This is a genomic window from Pauljensenia sp. 20925_1_34 (assembly GCF_041432775.1).
In the GTDB taxonomy this organism is placed as follows: Bacteria; Actinomycetota; Actinomycetes; order Actinomycetales; family Actinomycetaceae; genus Pauljensenia.
The window spans coordinates 1-25,015 of sequence record NZ_JAPWAG010000032.1 but is presented as its reverse complement, the minus strand read 5'-3'; the positions used below and the strand labels follow the sequence as shown (position 1 = coordinate 25,015).

Genomic DNA, 25,015 nt, shown 5'->3' with positions numbered 1-25,015 from the left:
TTTTGACCCTTAACCCCCTTTTCGCTTACGGCGCTCACGTCCTCACGCGCCCGGATGCGGGCAAGAGGCCCGACGTGAGGCCGCGCGGCATCGAGCCTCCCGACGAGGCGCGCACCGCGGCGCTCCAGGAGCGTTACAGCACGCTCGCGCAGGCGTGGCGGCGCTGGCAGGAGACGCCTCGCGGCCCCCGGGACCGGGATCGGCTTGTGACGGTGGAGCAGCTGTGGGGCAGTCCCGATCCCGGCGAGCCCTTCCCGCCGCGTTTCACGGCCCGCCACCTCGGCAAGGTCACGCTCGAACGGCGGCGCTATCTGAGCCTCGAAGAGGAGATGACACACGGCCCGGAGGCCGTCTGGGCCGCGTCGCCGCGCGCGTGGGCGTCGCGCCGCCTGGACGTGTGGGCGGTTCATTCGCGTGGCTGGCGCAGGCCTCGTCTCATGCGCGTGTGGTTCAATGACGAGCGTGCCCTGGTCGAGCTGCACACCAACCGCTCCGTGAAGGTCGACGAGATCCTCCCCAGCGAGATCGTTGGCTTTGTACGCGGGTACACGCGGCTGGGGCCGCGCACGGGCGTGGTGGACGGGCTGCGGTGGCTGCCGGAGAAGGCGATGCTGATGGGGCAGCGGCCGCTGACGCGCACGTTCCGCGAGCTCATGGACCTGTCCGTGGTCTCCCCGGTCGGATCGCCCCTGGGAGACGCGTTGCGCGCGGGGGATTTCCACGCGTTGACCTTTTCGTGTTCGCGTGAGAGCGCCGGCTGGGACGCCGCGGACTCGGAGCTGAGGGTACTCGACGTCGCGGGCATGACCTATCAGGTCGGCAACGCGCTCGGGGTGGCGACGGTGGGGGAGCCCGCCGCTCCCCGGGACGAGGCCATGGCCGACTTCTCTGGATCGGATTCCTCGGCCGAGGGGCCGGACGCTGGCTTCGATCGGATTGAGCCCACGGACCTGGCGGTTGTGCCGGTGGACCCCAAGGCAGTGCTGTGGGCGGTGGCGAAGATGATTGAACTGCCGGACGATCCGCGCGCCTGATTGCCCAACCCGGGCACGCCTCGGCAATGAGGCGAGATGGCGCGCATCTGTCAAGACGCAATCGCTGCCAGGCTGGGACCTGACAAACGACTCGGGCCTATAATTCACTGTCGTTTCCAGGTGCGTTGATGCTCCGGCGGTCCGGGTGTTCGCTTCGGTCAAGGCCGGGCGAGCCGCTAGCTGGAACCGGCCTGGCAGATGCGCCAACAATTCGAAAGGAAAGCACGCATGGCACACGAATCGATCAGCGACGTCACGATGGGGACTGAGACGGCGGTGGATCAGGAGGTGGATGCCCTCGGCCCGCACTATGTCAAAAGGCTCCTGGCCGGTCGCCCGTTCTACATTGCCCACAGAATGGGTGGGACGGAGTTTCCCGAGAACACGCGCCAGGGGCTGGATGCGTCGTTGCGCGCGGGTTTCAAGGCGTTGGAGGTCTCGGTGCGCCGCTGCGCCTCCGGCGAGTTCGTGGCGATCCACGATTGGAAGACGACGCGCACCGTGCCGGGGACGGACTATCAGATTTGGAACACTCCGTGGTCGACGCTCAGTAAGCTGCGTCAGGCCTCGGGCCCGTTCTTGCGCCTGAGCGACATCGTGGAGCGAATTCCCTCCAACGTGGTGCTCGCGATCGACCATAAGACGACGTCGTCCCAGGACCAGAAGAACAAGGGGGACTTGGCCGCGGAGGCCGAGCTCTTCGAGTACCTGCACCGGGCGTTCGGCGGTCACCCTGAGCGTCGCGTCCTGTGGAAGACGTTCGCGAAGGGTACGAGCTCGGCTCGCGCGAAGGCCCGCGGGTATATGACGATGGCGATGCTCTACCCCAACGAGCTGGCGTCGGTGACGCTCTCGCAGTGGGATGTGCTGGGGATGGAGTGGAACGCGCGCCCGGAGGTGTGGAGCGCGCTCAAGGCGGCCAAGCGCCCGACGATCGCGCACATCATCACGAATCCTGGGCAGGCCAAGCAGGCGCTCGCGGCCGGTGCGACCGGCCTGATGGTGTCCTCGCCGTCGAAGGTTCACCCCTAGGTGCGTGCTCCGGGCGCGCCTGCCGTGGGTGCGCCCGGGCCCGGGGGACGAGGCCGTGGCTGCGTTGTCGGGATCGGCGCGAGAGGAGAGGGGTTGTGCGCGAGGAACTGGTTGAGGCGGTGCTGCGCGTTGTGGAGGAGATTCCGCCGGGCCGGGTGGCGACCTACGGGATGATCGCGCGCGCGGTGGGGACCGGCCCGCGCGTTGTCGGCCGCATCATGCATGACTGGGGCGGTGGCGTTCCGTGGTGGCGAGTCGTGAACGTTCACGGAACTTTTCCGACAACCGTACGTGGTGAGGGTATTGATGAGTGGAAGCGGGAGGGTATCCCTCACGATCGTGAGCGGGCAAAAGTGGCGCTGAACACGTGCGTTGTTGATCAGGGCTGGCTCGACGGTGTCGCGCAAGCCGTGGTTGCAGAGCTGGGGAAAAGCGCGGAATTGTCAGGAATATCGACTGTCGATTAAATTTCGATTCGGTTACGTGAGCCATCATTTGACTCGCGAAGAGTCATCAGATCACTTACTCTTAAGGGGACGCCGAAGAGGGCGTTCTCTCGGACCCGTTACCGTTAGCGTTAACGACGCCGGGGGAGCAAACTCCAGAAACAGAGAAGTTACTGGTACCCAAGGGGTGAGAAGTGACGAACTTACTAGAGCTAAAGGGGATCTCAAAGACGTTCCCCGGCGTGAAGGCGCTGTCCGACGTGGACCTCGACCTTCGCCCCGGTGAAGTCTTGGGTCTCTGCGGTGAGAACGGAGCGGGCAAGTCCACGCTCATGAAGGTACTCACCGGTATCCACAAGGCGGACCCGGGCGGAGAAATCTGGCTGCAGGGCGAGCAAGTTGACATCCAGTCGCCGGATCATGCCCGCGATCTGGGTCTGTCGATTATCCACCAGGAACTCAACATCGTTCCCGACCTGACGGTCGCCCAGAACCTGTACCTCGGCCGTCCGGGTTCTTCGAAGTGGTCCTACATCGATGATCGCAAGATGGTGCGCGACGCATACGAGCTGTTCGAGCGCCTCAACATGAAGATCGACCCGACCGCCCACTGCCGCGACCTGCCGGTCGCCCGCCTGCAGATGGTCGAGATCGCCCGCGCCCTCTCCTTCAACTCGAAGATCCTGGTCATGGACGAGCCCACGGCTCCTCTGACCACGACCGAGACCGAGTCGCTGTTTGAGCTGGTGCGAGACTTCGTCTGCCCGACGACGGGTCTGATCTTCATCACGCACCGCATGCCCGAGCTCACCGAGCTGACGAACCGCATCTCGGTGCTGCGCGACGGCAAGTACGTCGGCACGGTCGACACGGCCACCACGCCCATGCGCGAGGTCGTCAAGCTGATGGTCGGCCGCGAGGTTCCCGCCGACGCGCGCCCCACCACCAAGCCGCTGTCGGACGAGCCCGTCCTGCGCGTCGAGCATCTCTCGACCGTCAAGGCCGTTCACGACGTCTCCTTCGAGGTGAAGAAGGGCGAGATCTTCGGTTTTGCTGGCCTGGTTGGCGCCGGCCGCACCGAGGTTGCCCGCGCGCTGTTTGGCGCGGACCCTCACACGGAAGGCGAGGTCTACGTCCACGGCAAGAAGGTGTCGATCAAGAGCGCGTCGGATGCGGTCAAGAACGGCATTGGCTACCTGTCCGAGGACCGCAAGCAGTTCGGCCTGCTCCTGGACAAGGACATCTCCTTCAACACGGGCCTGGCCGCTATGAGCCACTTCACGAAGGCGTCGGTCGTCGCAACCAACAAGCTGCGCGCAGTCGCCCAGGACTACGTGGCGAAGCTGCGCACGCGCACCCCGAGCGTTGACGTCGAGGTCCGCAGCCTGTCGGGCGGTAACCAGCAGAAGGTCGTCGTGGCCAAGTGGCTTGAGCGCGACACGGACATTCTGATCTTCGACGAGCCCACCCGCGGCATCGACGTGGGCGCGAAGGACGAGATCTACACCCTGCTGGAAAACCTGGCCAAGGAGGGCAAGGCGATCATCGTCATCTCCTCGGAGCTGCCCGAGGTCCTGCGTCTGGCGAACCGCATCGCCGTCATGGCCCACGGCCGCATCATTGGCACCCTCGACAATGAGGAAGCCACCCAAGAAAACATCATGGAACTGGCCACCGTCGGCCAGGAAGAAGCGAACGGAGTAAACGCGTGAGCACCGTCGTCGACAACAAGGGCCTCGAGGCGCCGTCGCCTGTCGCGGCCTTCCTGAAGAGGAACATGCAGCTGCTGCTCGTCACAGTTGCCCTGTTCGTGGTCTTGGCATTCTTCAGTGTCGCAGTGCCGAAATTTGCTTTTGCAACTGTCAACGTCTACCTGGACATCGTCCTGCAGTCGGCGTTCACGGGCGTCATGGCGCTCGGCGCGACCTTCGTCATCGCGACCTCGGGCATTGACCTGTCCGTCGGTACGGGCCTGAGCCTCGTCGCCGTCATGGCGGGCGTCTTCCTGGCGGGCGACAGGATGAACCTGCCGCTGGGCCTTGGCCTTCTCCTGACGCTTCTTGTCGGCATGGCGATCGGCCTGATCAACGGCTTGAACGTGTCGATCCTGGGCCTGCCTCCCTTCATCGCGACGCTGGCCATGATGATGGTCGCCCGAGGCCTCGCGCTGATCATCTCGAACAAGTCCTCCATCACGATCGCCAACCCCGGCTACAAGTTCATCGCTGCCGGCAAGCTGATCCCCGGCGTGGCCAACTCGATCGTCATCTTCCTGGTCCTGACGGTCCTGGCGACCTTCCTCATGAACAAGACACTGCTGGGCCGCTACGCCCTTGCGATCGGTTCCAACGAGGAAGCCACGCGCCTGTCGGGCGTCAACGTGCGCATGTGGAAGATCATCATCTATGTCGTTGCAGGCGCCTTCATGGCCGTCGGCGCGGTCCTCTACTCGGCCCGTGGTGGCCTCGTTCAGCCCGCTGAGGGCGTGGGCATGGAGCTCAACGTCATCGCCGCGGCCGTCATCGGCGGTACATCCCTGTCGGGTGGCCGCGCCTCGATTCCCGGCGCGCTGGTCGGCGCGATCCTCATGGAAACCCTGAAGAAGGGTCTGACCATGATGAGTATCGCCGCCGAATGGCAGTTCGTCGTCACCGGTATCGTCCTGCTCCTGGCGGTCGTTATCGACAACCTGCGCCGCATCCGCGAAAACGCAGCCTGATTCTTAGTCCATCTCATGTACAACCCGTGAACCGATGTCGGTTCACTCCCCAGTAGGCGGGACCCTCCCGCCGCCCCACGAAAGGAACACCAATGCGCCCCATCGGACGTATCGTCGCCGCCGCCGCCGTCGGCACCCTTGCCCTGGGCATGGCAGCTTGCTCGACCTCAACGGATGCCACCGGAGGCTCCTCCGGCTCCTCCACCAAGACCGAGTCGTCGGGTGCCTCCAAGGTTGACACCTCCGGCGAGATGCAGGACTGGGAGAAGGCCGCTGTCAAGGGCGATGGCACCCAGACCATCTACCTGGTCTCCAAGGGCTTCCAGCACCGCTTCTGGCAGGCCGTGAAGGAAGGCGCCGAGCAGGCAGGCGACGAGCTTGGCTACAAGGTCAGCTTCGTCGGCCCGCAGGACGAGACCAAGGTCACCGAGCAGACCGACCAGCTCAAGTCCGCCCTGGATTCCGGCCCGGCCGCCATCGGCTTCGCGGCGCTGGACTCGGCCGCCGCCGCTGACCTCCTGAACGAGATCCACGGCAAGGGCATCCCGGTCGTCGCCTTCGACTCCGGCGTTGACTCCTCGATCCCGGTGACCACGGTCCAGACCAACAACACCAAGGCTGCCGAAGAGGCCGCCCAGCACATGATCGAGCTGCTCAAGGGCAAGTCGGGCACGGTCGGCATGGTCTGCCACGACTCCACCTCCACCACGGGCAAGCAGCGTTGCGATGGCTTCAAGCAGTACTTCACGGCCAACGCCCCCTCCGACCTGAAGCTGCTGGAAGAGCAGATCGCCGGTGAGGTCACCAAGGCCGCCGACACCTCCAAGTCCATCATCCAGGCCAACAGCGACATTGTCGGCATGTACGGCTCCAACGAGGCCGCGGCCTCGGGCATCGTCCAGGGCGTTGCGGAGACCGGCAAGGACGTCACCGTCGTCGGCTTCGACTCGGGCAAGACCCAGATCGACGCCATCAAGGCCGGCTCCGAGGCTGGCGCCGTGACCCAGTCGCCCGTCAAGATCGGCTACTACACGGTCAAGGCTGCTGTCGCCGCGATCAACGGCGCCGAGCTGCCCAAGGTCATCGACTCGGGCTTCGCCTGGTACGACAAGTCGAACATCGATTCCGACGAGATCAAGGCCAACCTGTACGAGTGAGCTGATAGCTCCATTGGGCATGAGGCCGGGCCGGGGATGACACACTGAACCGGTGGCCCGCCGCAGGTCCCGCTCCGAATGGTCGGGGCGGGACCTGCGGACCCGGCACGTTTACCATCAATGGATCCGAGGGGGCCGGCGCCCCCGCGCTCCGACATCGACGTCTTCATGAGGGATGAAGGAAAAATGACAAACCACCCCCGTATCGGTATCCGCCCCACCATTGACGGTCGCCGCAAGGGCGTTCGCGAGGCCCTTGAAGAGCAGACCATGAACATGGCGAAGTCCGTCGCCGACCTGTTCACCGAGAACCTGCGTTACCCGGACGGCAGCCCCGTCGAGGTCGTCATCGCTGACACCACGATCGGCCGCGTCCACGAAGCACAGGCCTGCGCCGCGAAGTTCCGCGCGAACAACGTTGGCCTGACCCTGACGGTCACCCCCTGCTGGTGCTACGGCACCGAGACCACCGACATGGACCCCGCCATGCCTCACGCTATCTGGGGCTTCAACGGCACCGAGCGCCCCGGCGCCGTGTACCTGGCCGCCGCCCTGGCTGGCCACGCCCAGATCGGCATCCCCGCCTTCGGCATCTACGGCGAGCACGTGCAGGACGCTGACGACACCTCCATCCCCGAGGACGTGCGCACCCGCCTCCTCGACTACGCGACCGCCGGCCTGGCCGTCGCGCAGATGAAGGGCGAGGCCTACCTGTCCATGGGCTCCGTCTCCATGGGTATCGCCGGCTCCGTTGTCGACCCCGACTTCTTCGGCTCCTACCTCGGCATGCGTAACGAGTACATCGACATGACCGAGTTCACCCGCCGCATTGAAGAGGGCATCTACGACCACGAAGAGTACGAGAAGGCGTACCAGTGGATCCGCGAGAACTTCAAGCAGGGCAAGGACTGGAACCCGCCGGAGTGGCAGTACCCCGAGAAGCACGAGGATTGGTGGAAGTTCGTCACCAAGATGACGCTCATTGCCCGCGACCTCATGCACGGCAACCCGCGCCTGGCTGAGCTGGGCTTCGAGGAAGAGGCGGGCGGCCACGGTGCCCTTGCCGCCGGCTTCCAGGGCCAGCGTCAGTGGACCGACCACTTCCCCAACGGCGACGTGCTCGAGACGATCCTCAACACGAACTTCGACTGGACTGGGATTCGCCAGCCCTCCGTCGTGGCCACCGAGAACGATTCGCTCAACGGCGCCTCGATGCTCTTCGGCTACCTGCTGACCAACACGCCGCAGATCTTCTCCGACGTGCGCACCTACTGGAGCCCCGAGTCGATCGAGAAGGCCACCGGCTGGAAGCCCGAGGGCCGCGCGGCCGCCGGCCTGCTCGACCTGCGTAACTCCGGCTCCACCACGCTGGACGGCGCCGGCAAGGCTGTGCGCGACGGCAAGAACGTCATCAAGCCCTGGTACGAGTTCACCGAGGAGGACCGCGAGGCCACGCTCGAGGCGACGACCTTCCACCCGGCCTCGACCGGCTACTTCCGTGGCGGCGGTTTCTCCACGCACTTCCGTACCTCGGGCGAGATGCCCGTGACGATGTGCCGCATCAACCTGGTCCGAGGCCTGGGCCCGGTCCTGCAGATCGCCGAGGGTTACACGGTCGAGCTGCCCGACGAGGTTGCCTTCACGATCGAAGAGCGCACCAACATCGAGTGGCCCACCACCTGGTTCGTCCCTAACCTCACTGGTGAGGGCGCGTTCAAGAGCGTCTACGACGTCATGAACAACTGGGGCGCCAACCACGGTGCAATCTCCTACGGCCACATCGGCGGCCAGCTGATCACGCTGGCGTCGATGCTACGCATCCCGGTCAACATGCACAACGTTCCCGAGGAGCGGGTCTTCCGCCCGAAGGCGTGGTCGCTGTTCGGCACCGATTCCCTGGAGGCGGCTGACTTCCGCGCCTGCCAGACCTTCGGTCCGATGTACCGCTGATGCACACTGTCCGTTCGGGCTCGGGTTCCTCTCTCCCCGAGCCCGAACGGGCCCCCTTACCGGGTAGACCCGGTCCCGGGATGTGGCCCCGGCCTCGCCGATGAGGAAAACCGCACTACCATCCCAATGACGGGACACGCCGAGCGAGGGCGTTTGACCAGGAGACCTTCAATGACCACCGTACTTGCTGTTGACCTTGGATCCGCTTCCGGACGAGTCCTTGCCGGAACACTGACCGACGGACGCCTCGACGTCACGGATATTCACCGCTTCAAGCACGAGGCCCGCCGTCGCGCCGACGGCACGCTCACGTGGGACGTGGCGACGATGGAGGCCGAGACGATCATCGGCCTGAAGAAGGCCCTCGAACAGTTCCCCGACGCCAAGACCGTCTCGATTGACACGTGGGGCGTGGACTGGGCACCCCTTGACGACAACGGCGAACTCGTCGGGGACGTCATCGCCTACCGAGACGAGCGAACCTCGCGCACCCTGGACGCTTTCCGCGACCGCATCGCCGACCGCGAGTTCTTCGACCTGACCGGTAACCAGCCGGCGACCATCAACACGGCGAACCAGCTGTTCGCCTTCCTGCGCGAGGACCCCGAGGGCGCGGCCCGCGTGCGCACCGCCCTCTTCCTGCCCGACTACTTCGCCTACCGCCTCACCGGCGTGGTGGGGTGGTCGCGCTCGATCGCCTCGACCTCGGGCCTGCTGACCCCGGGCGGCACCGACTTCAACGACGAGGTCTTCGCTCGCCTAGAGATTCCGCGCACCTGGTTCGGCGAGCTGTGCGCCGACCGGACCGTCGTCGGCCCCTGCACGGTCCCCGGCCTCGAGACCCTCACGGTCGTGCGCGGTGGCGCACACGATTCGGCCTGCGCCGTTCACGGCCTGCCCATCGCCGAGGGCAAGCGAGCCTACTTCCTGTCCTGCGGCTCCTGGTCCGTCCTGGGTGCCATCGAGGATCGGCCCCTCATGAGCGACATCGCTTTCAACATGGGCATCACCAACGAAGGACGCACCGACGGGGGAGTGCGCCCCCTCTTCAACATCACCGGCATGTGGATCCTTCAGGAGATCCAGCGCCAGTGGGAGCGCGAGGGCACGCCCACCGACACCGACGAGCTGGTCGCTCAGGCGCGCGAACTGCCCCCTGCCCCCGGCGTCTTCGACCCGGACGGTGAGGCATTCGCCACCCCCGGCGAGATGCAGCGCAAGATCGACGAGGCCCTGGAAGCCCAGGGGGTCGCCCGTCCCGATTCGATGGCCGCGTATGTGCGCGTCATCATCGAGTCCTTTGCCCGCCGCTACGCGCGCGCCATCGGCGAACTCACCGAGGCGACGGGACGCGCCCCCGACCAGCTCAACCTCGTGGGCGGCGGCGCCCGCAACCGCCTCCTGTGCGACCTGACCGCACAGATCTCGGGCGTGACCGTTGTTCGCGGACCCATCGAGGCCTCGACCTTCGGCTCCCTGCTGGCCCAGCTCGAAACCATTGGCGCCCTGGCCGAGGCCGACCGCGCCTCCGTCATCGCAGCAAGCGCATCAACCTATGTCCACACACCGGCGAGCGCCTAAGAAGGTATCGCTGGCCGACATCGCGCGCACGGCCGGCGTGTCCACCAACACCGTCTCGCGCGTCGTGCGCGGCGACCCCGAGGTCTCCGAAAAGACGCGGGCGAGGATCTCCAAGCTTGTCGAGGAGCTGGGGTACGTGCCCAACTATGCGGCGCGTGCGCTGGCGGCCAAGCGCACGAACGTGCTCCAGGTCGTCCTGGCCGCGCCCATGTTCCACGGGCACGGCACAGTGCTGCTGTCGATCCTCAACGCGTCCGCGCAAGCGGGCTACCACGTGTCCCTGTCCTACGCCTACGGGGCCGACGGGCAGCTGCGCAACGACTTCACACCCTTCGACGTCGACGGCGTCATCATTTTGGGCGGCCAGGACCCGACGATTGACGTCGCGATTGAGTCGGGTAAGCGTTTCCCGACCGTTCTTATGCTGACGAGCGAAAAGGGCCTGGACGGTATCTCGACGGTCGCGGTGGACAACGTGCGAGGGGCCCGCCTGGCGGCCGAACACCTGCTTGCCCAGGGGCTCACCGACGTGATCCATATCGCGGGTCCGTCGGGATGGTCGGACGCGCAGATGCGCCGACTGGGCTACGAGCAGGCGTGCGCGGGCTACGGCATTGAGCCGCTCGTCCTGGCACCGGACTCGTGGGACTCTCGCGACGGCTACGACGTGATGCGCGCGGCGGGGCGCCTGCCTCAGGGCGTGCAGGCTGCGAACGATCAGCTGGCCCTCGGTGCGATGCGTTACATCCACGAGTGTGGGGGAGTGGTACCCCGCGACGTTCGGGTCGTTGGGTTTGACGACATCGATGGTGCCGATTCGTACGCGCCGCCGCTGACGACAATCCACCAGCCCTTCGACCGCTTGGGACGAACGGCCGTGCGCCTCGTGCGCTCGCTCATGGGCGGCGATCCCTCCCAAGACATCGTCATCGACCCCGAACTGGTCATCCGGGCCAGTTCTCATCTCTAACGAAAGGTATGTGTATGCTCTACGGTCCTATGACTCATCCCCAGTTCCTGCGTGCTCTGGCCGCCGCTGGCCACGGCTCGAAGATCCTGCTGGCGGACGCGAACTACCCGCACACGACGGGCGTGAACCCGCGCTGCGAGCTGATTTCGCTCAACCTTGCTCCGGGCCTGCTCGATGTCAGCCAGGTGCTCGACGTTCTCAAGCGCACGATCCCGATCGAGCGCGCCGAGATCATGACCCCGGCCGTGGATGCCGATCCGGTGGAGATTCCGATCCACGACGAGTTCCGCGCGGCGCTGCCGGGAGTGGAGTTCGGCGAGCTGTCGCGCTGGGACTTCTACGAGGCTGCGCGCACCGAGGACGTGGCCATCATCGTGGCGACCGGTGAGCAGCGCCTCTACGGCAACCTGCTGCTGACGGTCGGCGTGCGGATGCCGGGGGAGTAAAACTCTTCCGACGCGCGAGGCCTGGGCTTCTTTGGGCGGCGATCTGCGCTTTCGTTTCGTTTTCGTTTCGTCCCGTGTTTCGGGTGCCAAGACTCCCTGAGTCCGCCGGTGGGCGGGCGGTCCGATGAGGACCGCCCGCCTGCTTGTTTATCCGCATCATAGTGCGGCAACGGGCCTTTGGTCCGCCGGGTGATTGGACGTTTGTTCTGTGAGGGTGAACAGGTGGCCACCGCGCGTGCGTGATGTTGCGTACTTTCGTTTAAATGACTATTCTTTCCTTAATGAAAGCGAAAGCGACAGAAGGTTGTCGCGAATGTATCGAGAGGTGGGACCATGGGACGTGCAGAAGAACGCACGAAATACATCCTGGATCGCCTCGCCCGCGAGGGTGAGGTGAGCGTCGCTCAGCTCGCCTCCGACCTGGGCGTGTCGCCCGTCACCGTGCGAGCCTCCCTCAAGACGCTCGACGAGCAGGGCTACCTCGTGCGCACCCACGGCGGTGCGCGCCCCACCACCTTCCGCAACATTCACCTGCGCCAAAATGATCGCGTGGACCAGAAGGAGCGCATTGCTCGGGCGGCCGCCGACATGATCCACGACGACGACCGGATCATGATCGAGGCCGGCACGACCTGCGCCCTCATCGTCAAGTACCTCACCGGCAAGCGCGGAGTCCAGGTCCTGACCAACTCCGTCCTCGTTTTCGCCAATGCCCGCTCCAACCCGAACCTGAACATCACGCTCACGGGTGGGCACTTCCGCGCCGAGTCCGAGTCCCTCGTGGGCCCGGTCGCCGAGCGCGCCATCAATGACTTCAACGCGCGCGTTGCGTTCCTTGGAACCGACGGATTCAGCGTTGATCGCGGCCTGACCACCCAACTTGTGGAGGGTGGACAGGTTGGCTCCATCATGCGCACACGCGCACAAGAGACGTGGCTGCTAGCAGACTCTTCCAAGTATGGGAAAGCCGGCTTCGTCACCTTCATGGGGATCGACCAGGTCACCGGAATCATCACCGACGATGAGATCCCCGAAGAATCCATCAAGGAATTGGCCGAGCGCACGAAGCTGCGCATCGTCTAGGAGGAAACACATGGCCACCATCGTGGTGATGCCCCAGCTGGGCAACTCTGTTGAGTCATGCATCATCGTCGAGTGGATGATTGCCGAAGGCGACACCGTCGCCGTCGACCAGACCCTCGCGTCCATCGAAACGGACAAGTCGACGATGGAGGTCCCCTCCACCGCCGAGGGCACCGTCCTGAAGCTCCTGTGGGAGGAAGGCGACGAGGTCCCTGTCAAAGACCCCCTCATCATCGTCGGCGCCCCCGGCGAGGACATCTCCGGCCTCGTGCCCGGCGGCGATGCCCCGGCCGAGGAAGCCCCCGTCGAGCAGGCCGCCCCCGAGCAGGCCGCCGCCCCCGCCTTTGCCACCGAGCGAGCCACCGGCGCTGTCTCCCCACGCGCCCGCGCCCTGGCCGCTTCTGCAGGCGTCGACGCCTCGGCAATCTCTGAGGGCTCCGGCCCCCACGGCCGCGTCATCGAGCGCGACGTCGCCGCCGCGATCGCCGCCGGTCCGGTCCTGACCTCCGCCGCGCGCGCCGCCGGCGTCGAGGCCACCGAAGGAACCGGCATCGGCGGACGCGTCAGCGTCGCCGACGCGGGTCGTGTCGCCCAGGCCGCCGAGGCCTCGGCCCCCGCCGCGGCTCTCACAGCCCCCGCCGGTGCCGAGTACCCCGGCGCCTCGACCTCCGCCCCGCTCAAGGGCGTTCGCAAGGTCGTCGCCAAGCGCATGATGGAGTCCCTGACCTCCACCGCGCAGCTGACCCTCAACACGACGGCCAACGCCGCCGGCATCCTCGCGATGCGCAAGAAGGTTAAGAACGCCGACGAGGCTCTGGGCCTGAACAAGATCACGCTCAACGACCTGGTCTGCTTCGCCGTCTCGCGCACCCTGCCCAAGTACCCCGTGTTCAACGCCCACCTCGAAGACGGCGTCCTGACCGAGTTCGAGCAGGTTCACCTCGGCTTCGCGTGCGACACCCCGCGCGGCCTCTTCGTTCCCGTCATCCGCTCCGCGCAGGCCCTGGGCCTCAAGGCGTTCTCCGACGAGGCCAAGCGCCTCGCCAGCAGCGCGATCGACGGCACCATTGCCCCCGACTTCCTGTCCGGCGGCACCTTCACGGTCTCCAACATCGGGTCCTTCGGCATCGAGACCTTCACCCCCGTTATCAACCTGCCCCAGACGGCCATCCTCGGCGTTGGCGCGATCACCCCGCGCCCGGTCGTCGCCGCCGACGGCTCGATCGGCGTCGAGCAGCGCCTCAACCTGTCGCTGACGATCGACCACCAGGTCATCGACGGCGCGGACGGCGCGCGCTTCCTGCGCGACCTGGTCGCCGCCATCGAAAACATCGACGTGACCGTTTTGGCCTGAGGAAAGAGGAACACTCATGAGTGACACGCATTTTGACGTCATCGTCCTCGGCGCGGGCCCCGGCGGCTACCTGGCCGCCGAGCGCCTCGGACACGCGGGCAAGAAGGTCGCCCTCGTCGAGGAGCAGTACCTGGGCGGCACCTGCCTGAACGTGGGGTGCATCCCCACCAAGACCCTGCTCAACGGTGCAAAGAACTACCTGCACGCCAAGGAAGCCAGCCAGTTCGGCGTGGACGCGCAGGGCGTGGCCGTCAACTGGCAGCAGATGCAGGCCTGGAAGGATCAGGTCGTCAAGGGCCTGGTCGCTGGCGTCGCCGCCACCGAGCGCAAGGCGGGCGTGACCGTCATCAACGGACGAGGCCACCTCGACGCCCCCGGTCGCGTGACCGTTGAGGGCACGACCTACACCTCCGACCATGTCATCATCGCCACGGGCTCCGTGCCGGCCATGCCCCCGCTGCCCGGCACCCAGGACAACCCGGCGCTGGTCGACTCCACGGGCATCCTGTCCCTGCCCGAGGTCCCCTCCCGCCTCGCGATCATCGGCGGCGGCGTCATCGGCGTCGAGTTCGCCTCCCTGTACGCAACCCTCGGCTCCCAGGTGACCGTCATCGAGATGGCCCCCGAGATCCTGCCCTTCATGGACGACGACCTGGCCGCCAAGGCCCGCGCCGCCATGAAGGACGTGACCTTCGAGCTGGGCTGCCGCGTCGAGTCCCTCGACGGAGGCACCGTCCACTACTCCAAGGGCGCGGAGAAGCTGAGCGTCGAGGCCGACGTGGTCCTCATGGCGGTGGGCCGCCGTCCCGCGACGGAGGGCTGGGGCGCCAAGGAGGCCGGCCTCGAGATCAACCGCGGCATCGTCGTCGACGACACGATGCGCACCAACCTACCGAATGTGTGGGCCATCGGCGACGTCACCGGACGTTCCCTGCTGGCGCACGCCGCCTACCGCATGGCTGAGATCGCCTCGGCGAACATCCTGGACCCCTCCGCTAAGAAGCGCGGCGAGGTCATGCGCTGGCACACCGTCCCGTGGGCCGTTTTCTCGATTCCCGAGGCCGCCGGCGTGGGCCTGACCGAGTCCGCCGCCAAGCGCGAGGGCCGCGACGTCCTCGTCGCTAAGGTTCCCGCCCTCATGTCGGGCCGCTTCATCGCGGAGAACGGCTTCAAGGCCCCCGGCGAGGCGAAGATCCTCGTTGACCCCAAGACCCACCAGGTGCTCGGGATCCACGTGCTGGGCGCGTACGCCGCCGAAATGATCTGGGGCGCGCAGGCCGTCCTCGAGATGGAACTGACCGTCGAGGACCTGCGTCAGGTCGTCTTCCCGCACCCCACGGTGTCCGAGGTCATCCGCGAAGCCGCGTGGGCCGTCAAGCTCTAACGAACAACTACGTCAAGGAAGAGTAGAACAATGACTCAGTCTCTTATCATCGACCCCAATGAGGTGCGTCGCCCCGGGTACGTGAAGTTCCCCGAGGTGCCGATCAACCAGTACACCTTCGACCGTGACACCGAGATCGCCCGCTACGGCGAAAAGGGCATGGTCCAGATGCTCCACGACATGATCGTCGTGCGCACCTTCGAGTCGATGCTCGACTCCATCAAGAAGACCGGCGCCTGGGAAGGCGTCGAGTACAACCACCCCGGCCCCGCCCACCTGGGTATCGGCCAGGAGTCCGCCTACGTCGGCCAGAGCTACGTGCTGTCGCCCGATGACTTCATTTTCGGCTCGCACCGCTCCCACGGCGAGATCCTCGCCAAGTGCTACTCGGCCATGCACCAGATGGACGAGAGCCAGCTCGAGGGCATCATGAAGGGCTTCCTCGGCGGCGAGACGCTGTCCTACGCCGAGAAGATCGACTACAAGGACACGAAGGACCTCACCGAGAACTTCATCCTCTTCGGTGCCCTCGCCGAGATCTTCGCCCGCAAGTCCGGCTTCAACCGCGGCCTGGGCGGCTCGATGCACACCTTCTTCCTGCCCTTCGGTTCCTACCCGAACAACGCGATCGTCGGTGGCTCCGCCCCCATCGCGAACGGTGCGGCCCTCTTCAAGCGCATCAACCGCAAGCCCGGCATCGTCATCTCCAACATCGGTGACGCCGCCATGGCCTGTGGCCCCGTGTGGGAGGCCATGAACTTCGCGTCGATGGACCAGTTCCGCTCCCTGTGGCGCGAGGAGGACGGTGGCAACCCGCCGATCCTGTTCAACTTCTTCAACAACTTCTACGGCATGGGCGGCCAGACCTTCGGCGAGACCATGGGCTACGAGGTCCTCGCCCGCGTGGGTGCGGCCCTCAACCCCGAGGCCATGCACGCCGAGCGCGTCGACGGCCTCAACCCGCTGGCCGTCGCGGATGCGACCACCCGCAAGAAGAAGATCCTCGAGGAGGGCCGCGGCCCCGTCCTCATGGACACCATCACCTACCGCTTCTCCGGCCACTCGCCGTCGGATGCCTCCTCGTACCGCACGAAGGAAGAGGTCGAGCTGTGGGAGCAGGTGGACTGCATCAAGGAGTACAGCAACCTGCTGATCTCCAACGGCCTGACCACGCAGGACGAGATCGACGGCTACGCGGCCTCGCTGACCGAGAAGCTCGTCAAGGTCCTCAAGCTCTCGATCGACGACGAGGCCACGCCGCGCGTCGCCGACGGCTACATCGACTCCGTCATGTTCTCCAACGAGAAGGTCGAGGCCTTCGATGACGCGACCCCCGAGATCGACCTCGAGGACAACCCGCGCGTCAAGGCGCTGGCCAAGAAGGTGCGCACCTCCGTCGACGAGAATGGCAAGCCCGTCTCCAAGATGCGCATGTACCAGTTCCGTGACGGCCTGTTCGAGGCCATGCTGCACCGCTTCAAGACCGACCCGACGATGGCCGCTTGGGGCGAGGAGAACCGCGACTGGGGTGGCGCCTTCGCCGTCTACCGTGGCCTGACCGAGGCCCTGCCCTACCGTCGCCTCTTCAACTCGCCCATCGCCGAGGCCTCGATCGTGGGCGCCGGCGTCGGCTACGCGATGGCCGGTGGCCGCGCGGTCGTCGAGCTCATGTACTGCGACTTCCTGGGCCGCTCCGGCGACGAGGTCTTCAACCAGATGGCCAAGTGGCAGTCGATGAGCGCCGGCCTGCTCAAGATGCCTCTCGTCCTGCGCGTGTCCGTGGGCGCGAAGTACGGTGCTCAGCACTCCCAGGACTGGAGCGCGCTGGTTGCTCACATCCCGGGCCTGAAGGTCTACTTCCCGACGACCCCGACCGACGCCAAGGGCATGCTCAACCTGGCACTCGCCGGCACCGACCCGGTCGTGTTCCTCGAGAGCCAGAAGCTCTACGACAAGGGCGAGGACTTCGAGCCCGGCGGCGTGCCCGAGGGCTACTACGAGACCGAAGAGGGCGAGCCGGCGATCCGCCGCGAGGGCACCGACATCACGATCGCCGCCTACGGCGCGACCGTGTACAAGGCCCTCGAGGCCGCGGACGTCCTGGCTGAGAAGTACGGCCTGAGCGCCGAGGTCATCGACCTGCGCTTCGTCGCACCGCTCAACTACGACAAGCTCATCGCGTCTGTGAAGAAGACCGGTCGCCTCGTCCTGACCTCGGACGCGGTCGAGCGTGGCTCCTTCCTCAACACGGTCGCCGCCAACGTGCAGACCCTGGCCTTCGACGCGCTCGACGCGCCGATCGCCGTCGTCGCCTCGCGCAACGGCATCACGCCCGGACCCGAGATGGAGTCGTTCTTCTTCCCGCAGGTCTCCTGGATCCTCGACGCGATTCACGAGCGCATCCTCCCGCTGCCCGGCCACGTGCCCACCACGAAGCACGCGACCGAGGCCGAGATCGCTCGCCTGAACCGCGCGGGTCTGTAAAGCACTGGGGGCGGGCCGTTCCCCCTTTCCAGCCCGCCCCCATCCGAGGCTCGCATTCCCTGGTGCGAGCCGCGCGAGGCCGGGGCAATCTCCTCCTCACCTGTGCCCCGGCCTCGCGTCCCCCTCAACATCCCCTTTCACTTCTCCACCCAACGAAGAGATGGCAGAACCCATGGACATCACCAACGACCCGGCAGCCACCCCGGCCCAGCGCATCGACGCGCTGCGTGTCGTCGCCACCACCGAGCAGTTCCCCGAATGGGTGCCCGAGTCGAACAACCACATTCACACCTGCTTCTCGTTCAGCCCCTACACGCCCACCCACGCGGCCCTGCTTGCGCGCCGGGCTGGCCTGCGCGTCGTCGGCTCCGTCGACCACGACTCGATCGGTGCCGCCGCTGAGATGAGCGAAGCCACCTCCATCCTGGGAATGGGGTCCGTCACCGGCTTCGAGATCCGCGCCCGCTTCGGCGAAGGCACGCCGCTCGCGCAGCGCAAGCTCAACAACCCCGATTCCGAGGGTGTCGCCTACATGACGGTGCAGGGCGTGCCCGCCTCGGCGCGCGAGAAGGTCGCGGCCTGGCTGGCCCCCAAGCGCGCCGCCCGCCTGACGCGCACCCTGGCCATGGCCGAGCGCGCCAACACGATCCTCACTGACCTGGGCCTGGAGCCCTTTGACCCGCAGGCTGACATGGTCGGCATCTCGCAGTACGAAAACGGCGGCGGGATTACCGAGCGTCACCTGCTGGCCGCCATGGCCTCGGCCCTCATCCGCGGATTTGGGCGCGGTCCCGCCCTGACCGAGGGACTGGCGCAGATGGGCGTCGAGATCCCTCCGTCCCTGGCCGCCGTCCTGTCCGACGCTGACAACCCCCACCTCATGTACGACCTGCTGGGTGTCCTCAAGGCCAACTACCTGGACCGCATCTACATCCAGCCCACCGACGAGCTGCCCAGCGCGGCCGAGGTCGTCGAGTTCGCTGACTCGGTCGGAGCGATCGCCACCTACGCCTACCTGGGCGACGTGTCCGCCTCCCCGACGGGGGACAAGAAGGCCGAAAAGTTCGAGGACGACTTCCTCGATGAGCTCTTCGAACACATGGAGGCCATCGGCCTGCGCGCCGTCACCTACATGCCCCCGCGCAACACCCCCGAGCAGCTGGCGCGCATCCACGCGCTCGCGGCCGCCCACGGCATGCTCGAAATCTCGGGCGTGGACATCAACCAGCCCCGCCAGCGCTTCACCTGCGAGGAGCTGCGCCGCCCCGAGTTCGCGGACCTCAACGAGGCCACGTGGGCCCTCGTCGCGCACGAGGCACTGTCCTCCGTGGACCCCTCCCTGCACCTGCTGGGCCGCACGGGTCGCCTGACCCCCGAGGCCCTCGCCGAGCGCATCAGCCAGTACGCACCCCTGGGGCGCGCGATTGCCGACGGCGAGGACGCCGCCACTGTTGCCGCCCGAGCCACATCGATTAACTGACGATCACCGTCAAGAAAGAGAGACATCATGAGTAACGCCCCCGAGGTACGCGGCCTGTTCCTCAAGGCGCTGCGCCGCCCCGTCATCGTGGCCCCCAGCTCGGCCGAGCCGACCGTCACCTTTGAGGGTCCCCTCACCGAGGTGTGCCCTTGCACCCTGAAGGACACCGCGCTGCCCGTCGTCGTGCGCGTCAGCGAGGAGACCTTCGAGGTCCGCGCTACCGCCGTCGGCGAGCGCGCCATCAACGGCCGCGTCGCCCTCGTCACGGGCGGCGCCCAGGGCTTCGGCGCGGAGATCGCGCGCGGCCTGGTGGACGCCGGATGCTTCGTCTACGTCGCCGACCTGAACGGCGAGGGCGCGGCAGCCAAGGCGGCCGAGCTCGGCGGTGAAGGCGTCGCCCACCCGATCACGGTCAACGTCGCCGACGAGGACTCCGTGGCCGCGATGGCCGCCGAGATCGAGCGCGTCACCGGCGGCCTCGACCTGGTCGTCTCCAACGCGGGCATCGTGCGCGCCGGCTCCGTCCTCGAGCAGGACGCCGCCGCGTTCCGCCTGTCCACGGACATCAACTACGTGGCCTTCTTCCTGGTCACCAAGCACCTGGGCCAGCTCCTGGCCCGCCAGCACTCCACCGCCCCCGAGTGGCTGACCGACATCATCCAGATCAACTCCAAGTCCGGCCTGGTCGGCTCGAACAAGAACGCCGCCTACGCGGGCTCGAAGTTCGGCGGCATCGGCCTGGTCCAGTCCTTCGCCCTCGAGATGGTCGCCCACGGCGTCAAGGTCAACGCGATCTGCCCCGGCAACTTCTACGACGGCCCCCTCTGGTCCGACCCGGACCGCGGCCTGTTCGTCCAGTACCTGAACTCCGGCAAGGTCCCCGGCGCCAAGACGGTCGCCGACGTCAAGGAGTTCTACGAGGCCAAGGTCCCCATGCGACGCGGAGCACAGGGCATCGACGTCCTGCGAGCGATCTTCTACATCGTCGAGCAAGAGTACGAAACCGGTCAGGCCGTGCCCGTCACGGGCGGCCAGGTCATGCTCTCCTGACACCGTCTCGAGGCCGGGGACCCAGGGTGGTCACGGTCCCCTCCACGGGTGCCCCGGCCTCGTCCCCCTTCATCCCACGTCCAGTCGTTTTTAGTCAAGGAGTCAGTCATGACCCAGATTCCCTCCACCCAGTACGCGATTCAGATCGTCGGCAAGGAGGAGTTCGTCCTTAACCCGGCGAAGCCCGTTGACCCCGTTGGCCCGACGCAGATCTTGCTCGAGGTTGAAGCCTGCGGCATCTGCTTCTCCGATACGAAGCTGCTCCACCAGTTCGATGGCCACCCGCGCAAGTCCGACGTGGTCGGCGGCATCGACCTGGATGCCCTCAAGGACATCCCGTCCTACCACCCGAACCAGGAGGCTGTGACTCCCGGCCACGAGCCCGTGGTGCGCGTCGTGCAGGTCGGCGAGAAGGTTACGCACTACAAGGTGGGCGACCGTCTGCTGGTTCAGGCCGACTGGAAGCACCTGCGTACCGCCAAGTCGAACGGCGCCTTCGGCTACAACTTTGACGGTGCCCTCGAAGAGTACGTCGTCGTCGACGAGCGCTGTGTCGTGTCCCCGGATGGCGAAGAGTACCTGATTCACGTGTCGGAGGGTCCGTCGGCCGCCGCCGTGGGCCTCATCGAGCCGTGGGCGACCGTCGAAGGCTCCTACGCGTGGGCCGAGCGCGATCACGTCGCCGACGGCGGACGCCTGCTGGTCGTTGGCGAGGGCGACATCGACGCTCTGACCGCCGAGCACAAGCCCGCCGAGGTCGTGCGCGTCTCCGCCGACGCCATCGAGGGCGTCCAGGGCGAGTTCGACGACATCGTCTTCTTCGGCTCGGACGCCGACGCGATCGAGAAGGCCGCGCTCCTGATCGGCACCCGCGGCACCATGTGTGTCGTCCTGGGCGGCGAGAAAATCTCGCGCAAGGTGTCCCTGGACATCGGCCGCGTGCACTACGACTTCATTCGCTTCTGCGGCACGACCGGCTCGGATCCGCGGCAGGGCTACGCCTGGATTCCCGCCAACGGCGACCTGCGCGAGAACGACCGTTGCGTCTTCGTCGGCGCCGCCGGCCCGATGGGCGTCATGCACACGATGCGCGCCGTCACCTCGGGTGTCCCCGGCATCTCCGTGGTCGGCACCGACCTGTCGGACGAGCGCCTGGCGAACCTCGCGGCCGTCGTCGGCCCGACCGCCGAGAAGAACGGCGTGCCCCTCGACATCATCAACACCGCCTCGACGCCCCTCGAGCACGGCTACACCTACGCGACGTGCCTCGTGCCCGTCCCCGCGCTGGTCTCCCAGGCCGTTGACCTCCTGGCCCAGGGCGGCATCCTCAACGCGTTCGCTGGCATCCCGGCCGGCACGTTCGGTGACTTCGACCTGCAGGGCATCATCGAACGCCAGATCTTCATGCTGGGAACCTCCGGTTCTGATGTGTCCGACATGCGCACGGTCCTGCGCAAGATCGAGGACGGAATCATCGACACCACGATCTCCCTGTGGGCGGTCACCGGCATGGCGGGCTTCGGCGACGCCATCAACTCGGTCATCAACCGCACCTCGGGCGGCAAGATCATGGTCTTCCCCTCCCTGCACGACCTGGGCCTCACGCCGCTGAGCGACCTGGCCGAGAAGTTCCCGCAGGTTGCGGCCGCCATGAAGGACAGCCTGTGGACCAAGGAGTCCGAGGAAGCGCTGCTCGCCACGGAGTAAGCGCACTCGCGCGAATAGGCCCCGGCCTCGTTCATGTTCCTGGGACGAGGCCGGGGCCCCCTTGTGCGCTGCGTGCTCATGTGCGCTGGTGGGAGGGAAGAAGGCTCCCATGTGTCGTTTCGGCGGCCCCTACGCGCTCTCGCTGGTACTCGGATTCGCTCGCGAAAGTGGTCCCCGCGCGCCCTCGTTTCTGTCATAGTGGTGTCAAACCCATATGCTCGGCGGAACGGGGAGGGTACCGTGAGATGTGACGGTCGCACGACAGACGAGGGTTACGTGGCGCTGCAGGCGTGGCTGGTCGGCCAGCTGGACCCGCGCACGCCGCACGCGGCGGACCTCTTTGCGCAGGACAGCGAGTGCCTCTACGATGCCTTCCTGTCCGTGCTCATTGGCACGGGGCTGGGATTCATCGACTACGACGACATCCGCTTCCACCACGGCCTCTACGCCTTCGATTTTTTCGTGGGCGACGTCCACGCGCCACCCCGGCGTGGGGGAGCGGACGGGCCGGGGGAGTCCCGCGCGGCAGGGCAGCCCTCCCCGGCGGTCGCCACCCCGGCGATGTGCCACGCGATTGTCGACACGTGGCTCGGTGACGTGGGCAGGCACATCCACTTCGTGGCCTCTGTGATTGCCTCCGTGGCCACCCTCAAGCTCGTCGCGCGGGTGCGCGTCGACGAGTGCGTCTTCGAGCTCGACCTGCCGCCGGGCTACGCCCGCTCCACCGCAAACAAACCGTGGGAAGACGGCAGCCTGCTGATCGGCTCGCTGGATTTGTCCCTGGTTGCCCCCGGTCCGCTCATTCACCTCGAGGCGCGCCCGCGCTACAAGGGACAGGCCCTGTCCCCCTCGGGCTTTACCGAGGCCTTGGCATCGGCCGTGCAGATGGGGCTCGCCGTGGAGTCGTCCTCTGCGTTCGCCTTCGGGGCCGCCGCCACTCTGCGTGCCCCACACGGGGGCCCTGAGATGCTCGGGTGGGCTGCCGACGCAGTGGCTCGAGCCCTGTCCGCGTGCGGGCACACCGGGGTAGTGCAAATCCGAACGCGCTTCGCTCACGCGCCGGCGTAGAGCCCCTCGTATAGGCCCGAGCTCGGATACGTCTGGGTGCCCGGGCGTGGGCCCCTCCGGGCTCCCTGGGTGGGTGCACTCTGGTCGGCCGCGCGCACAAGCCGGCCCCGGCCTCGTCGATTGTGACGAGGCCGGGGCACAGCGTGTGGAGCAGTGCTCGCTTAGACGGTCGCCTTCTCGGCGGCGTCCTTGGCGGAGGCCGGAGCGTCATCCTGCCAGTAGTCCAACTCTGCGGGGTTCAGGCCAATCGAGGAGGCCCGGAACTTCGGGTCGAGGCCCGCCTTACGCTGAGCGGTGTAGTCGTCGGCGCAGTCGACGGCGATCTTGCCGAGGAACACGATGACGGGCAGGTTGATGAGCGCCATGAGGCCCATCAGGATGTCGCCCAGGTTCCACGCGACCTCAAACTTCAGGAGCGCGCCGCAGAACACCAGGGCAGCGGCCGCGAGGCGGAAAACGGTGAGCATCCAGTGCTTGATCTCGATCTTGCCCAGCAGGAAGCGGAAGTTGACCTCGGCGTAGTAGAAGTTGCCGACCAGCGTGGTAAACGCGAAGAGGAACAGTGCAACCGAGACGAAGACCTGCGCGACCGGCTGACCCAGAACGGTGGCCATCGCGTCCTTGACGAGGGGAGCACCCGTCACGCCGTTGTCAGAGCCGACGCCCGAGGACAGGACGACAAACGCGGTGAAGGTACAGATGATCATCGTGTCGATAAAGACGGAGAGCATCTGGACGAGGCCCTGCTTGGCGGGGTGAGACACCGACGCGGAGGCCGCAGCGTTAGGAGCCGAACCGACACCGGCCTCGTTCGAGTAGAGGCCTCGCTTGATGCCGTACATCATGGCCGATCCCGCGAAACCGCCGAAGATGGCGTCGAAGTCGAAGGCGCCGTGGAAAATCGCGGAGAACATCGCGGGAATGTTCTGGTAGTTGACGGCGATGACGACCGCGCCCACACCCAGGTAGATAATCGCCATGATCGGGACCATGTAGCCCGTCACGTCGGTGAGGCGGCGAGTGCCGCCCAGAATCGACGCGGCCATGAGGACCGCGAGGATCGCGCCGACAAACCACGGCGTCCAGGCATTCGCCCAGCTGTAGTGCATGAAGGTGTCAGCCACGTTGTAGGAGGCCAGCAAGTTGAAGCCACCCATGTAGGTCAGAATTAAGACGATTGCGAAGAGGTAGGCAAGCCAGCTCGCCTTCAAAGCAGTCTGGATGTAGTAGGCCGGGCCACCGTAGGAGTGGTGGGGGCCCCGCTTCTTGTAGATCTGCGCGAGCGTCGACTCGATGAAGGCCGAGGCGCCGCCGAGCGTGGCAATGACCCACATCCAGAAAACAGAGCCGGCACCGCCGAGAGTCACGGCGGTGGCGACGCCCGCGATGTTACCGACGCCGACGCGCGAGGCCGTGGAAACCATCAGCGCGCGGAAGGAGGACACGCCGCCTTCCTTCTTCGGGGGCTCCATGACGACGCGGAGCGCTTCGATAAACATGCGCAGCGGAAGCGCGCGAGTAAAGAGGAAGAAGAAGAGGCCAACCGCGATCAGAAGCGCGACGAGCAGGTACGTATACATGAAGCCTGAAATCGTATCCAGGGTCCCGGCGAGATCAAAGTCCGGGGGCAGGAGTCCATTCATCGTTGTTCCTTGCATTGTCGGAGGCGGCGAGGCCGCTTGGATGAGGCGAGTATAGCCTCAAGGTCAACGGGTGGTAAAGTTTTGGGCAAAAAATGTGATAGTCCCGCTATAGCGCCAGGTCAGGGGTGTGCGATGATCGGTTTGAAGCGCGTCGTGGCACACACTTTGTGTGACATTCTGTGTTCTGGGGCATGAAAATCGTGGAAAAATGGCCTGATGTGGCGCTGAATCTTGCCGAAAACCGCGGGATCTTGCGGAAGTGTGTGCCGAGGGGGCCAAAAAGCCTCGATTTGACGATCGGCGGGCAAGTGCGTAAAGTTCTTCTTGTTGCGCCGAACGGCAGCGAACGAAGCGAGAAGCTTGGTCGTGGGAACTTGGCGCGAAACACCTTTCGAAAGTTATGCAGGTTCTTCTGTGTGCCTTTGAA

The 25,015-nt window shown here is 66.1% G+C and carries 20 protein-coding genes; 19 read left to right on the top strand and 1 reads right to left on the bottom strand.

All coding sequences use genetic code 11. The features are described 5' to 3' along the window. The 18 genes from O3669_RS09715 to O3669_RS09630 form a co-directional block, all read left to right on the top strand. Positions 1 to 1,034, top strand: a 1,034-nt coding sequence (locus O3669_RS09715; protein ID WP_371524533.1) for a hypothetical protein, incomplete at its 5' end; no start/stop codon positions are given. Positions 1,035 to 1,262: 228 nt separating this feature from the next. Beyond that, positions 1,263 to 2,066 (top strand): glycerophosphodiester phosphodiesterase family protein, encoded by an 804-nt coding sequence (locus O3669_RS09710; protein WP_295919670.1) that lies wholly within the window; start codon positions 1,263 to 1,265, stop codon positions 2,064 to 2,066. Between the two features lie 95 nt (positions 2,067 to 2,161). Further along, a complete protein-coding gene (locus O3669_RS09705) occupies positions 2,162 to 2,533 on the top strand; it encodes an MGMT family protein (protein ID WP_371524531.1) in 372 nt (123 codons plus the stop codon). A gap of 173 nt (positions 2,534 to 2,706) precedes the next feature. Next, positions 2,707 to 4,224, top strand: coding sequence for a sugar ABC transporter ATP-binding protein (locus O3669_RS09700; protein WP_371524529.1), 1,518 nt, complete (start codon positions 2,707 to 2,709; stop codon positions 4,222 to 4,224). Next, positions 4,221 to 5,231, top strand: coding sequence for an ABC transporter permease (locus O3669_RS09695; RefSeq protein ID WP_295919665.1), 1,011 nt, complete (start codon positions 4,221 to 4,223; stop codon positions 5,229 to 5,231). The genes O3669_RS09700 and O3669_RS09695 overlap by 4 nt, the downstream gene beginning before the upstream one ends. Positions 5,232 to 5,323: 92 nt before the next feature. Continuing rightward, the gene (locus O3669_RS09690) at positions 5,324 to 6,388 is read left to right on the top strand and encodes an ABC transporter substrate-binding protein (protein ID WP_371524527.1); all 1,065 of its coding nucleotides are present in this window, start codon (positions 5,324 to 5,326) and stop codon (positions 6,386 to 6,388) included. A 186-nt stretch (positions 6,389 to 6,574) separates the two neighbouring features. Then, positions 6,575 to 8,338, top strand: a complete 1,764-nt coding sequence (locus O3669_RS09685; protein ID WP_314769619.1) for an L-fucose isomerase — start codon at positions 6,575 to 6,577, stop codon at positions 8,336 to 8,338. A gap of 171 nt (positions 8,339 to 8,509) precedes the next feature. After that, a complete protein-coding gene (locus tag O3669_RS09680) occupies positions 8,510 to 9,919 on the top strand; it encodes a rhamnulokinase family protein (RefSeq protein WP_371524525.1) in 1,410 nt (469 codons plus the stop codon). Continuing rightward, entirely contained in the window at positions 9,894 to 10,889 is a 996-nt protein-coding gene (locus tag O3669_RS09675; protein ID WP_295919658.1) for a LacI family DNA-binding transcriptional regulator, read from the top strand. Before O3669_RS09680 ends, O3669_RS09675 begins: the two co-directional genes overlap by 26 nt. 14 nt (positions 10,890 to 10,903) lie before the next feature. Continuing rightward, positions 10,904 to 11,335, top strand: a complete 432-nt coding sequence (locus O3669_RS09670; RefSeq protein WP_371524523.1) for an RbsD/FucU family protein — start codon at positions 10,904 to 10,906, stop codon at positions 11,333 to 11,335. Positions 11,336 to 11,668: 333 nt separating this feature from the next. Beyond that, on the top strand, positions 11,669 to 12,418 hold the full coding sequence (locus O3669_RS09665) for a DeoR/GlpR family DNA-binding transcription regulator (RefSeq protein WP_295919655.1): 750 nt from the start codon (positions 11,669 to 11,671) through the stop codon (positions 12,416 to 12,418). 10 nt (positions 12,419 to 12,428) lie between these two features. Then, positions 12,429 to 13,772 carry a dihydrolipoamide acetyltransferase family protein gene (locus O3669_RS09660; RefSeq protein WP_371524521.1) on the top strand — a complete coding sequence of 448 codons (1,344 nt, stop codon included), beginning with the start codon at positions 12,429 to 12,431 and terminating at the stop codon, positions 13,770 to 13,772. 16 nt (positions 13,773 to 13,788) lie between these two features. Next, on the top strand, positions 13,789 to 15,156 hold the full coding sequence (gene lpdA, locus O3669_RS09655; protein WP_371524520.1) for a dihydrolipoyl dehydrogenase: 1,368 nt from the start codon (positions 13,789 to 13,791) through the stop codon (positions 15,154 to 15,156). Positions 15,157 to 15,186: 30 nt separating this feature from the next. Beyond that, on the top strand, positions 15,187 to 17,640 hold the full coding sequence (locus O3669_RS09650) for a thiamine pyrophosphate-dependent enzyme (protein WP_371524519.1): 2,454 nt from the start codon (positions 15,187 to 15,189) through the stop codon (positions 17,638 to 17,640). A gap of 160 nt (positions 17,641 to 17,800) precedes the next feature. Continuing rightward, positions 17,801 to 19,120 (top strand): PHP domain-containing protein, encoded by a 1,320-nt coding sequence (locus O3669_RS09645; RefSeq protein WP_371524518.1) that lies wholly within the window; start codon positions 17,801 to 17,803, stop codon positions 19,118 to 19,120. Positions 19,121 to 19,147: 27 nt separating this feature from the next. Further along, entirely contained in the window at positions 19,148 to 20,170 is a 1,023-nt protein-coding gene (locus O3669_RS09640; RefSeq protein WP_371524517.1) for an SDR family NAD(P)-dependent oxidoreductase, read from the top strand. A gap of 108 nt (positions 20,171 to 20,278) precedes the next feature. Continuing rightward, the gene (locus tag O3669_RS09635; RefSeq protein WP_371524516.1) at positions 20,279 to 21,877 is read left to right on the top strand and encodes an alcohol dehydrogenase catalytic domain-containing protein; all 1,599 of its coding nucleotides are present in this window, start codon (positions 20,279 to 20,281) and stop codon (positions 21,875 to 21,877) included. A 240-nt stretch (positions 21,878 to 22,117) separates the two neighbouring features. Beyond that, positions 22,118 to 22,945, top strand: a complete 828-nt coding sequence (locus O3669_RS09630; RefSeq protein WP_371524515.1) for a hypothetical protein — start codon at positions 22,118 to 22,120, stop codon at positions 22,943 to 22,945. A 161-nt stretch (positions 22,946 to 23,106) separates the two neighbouring features. Here the strand turns inward: O3669_RS09630 and O3669_RS09625 are convergent, their stop codons facing one another. Continuing rightward, positions 23,107 to 24,588 (bottom strand): alanine/glycine:cation symporter family protein, encoded by a 1,482-nt coding sequence (locus tag O3669_RS09625; RefSeq protein WP_314769641.1) that lies wholly within the window; start codon positions 24,586 to 24,588, stop codon positions 23,107 to 23,109. Between the two features lie 191 nt (positions 24,589 to 24,779). Between O3669_RS09625 and O3669_RS09620 the strand changes: the two genes are divergently transcribed. After that, positions 24,780 to 25,015, top strand: a 236-nt coding sequence (locus O3669_RS09620; protein WP_371524514.1) for a hypothetical protein, incomplete at its 3' end; no start/stop codon positions are given.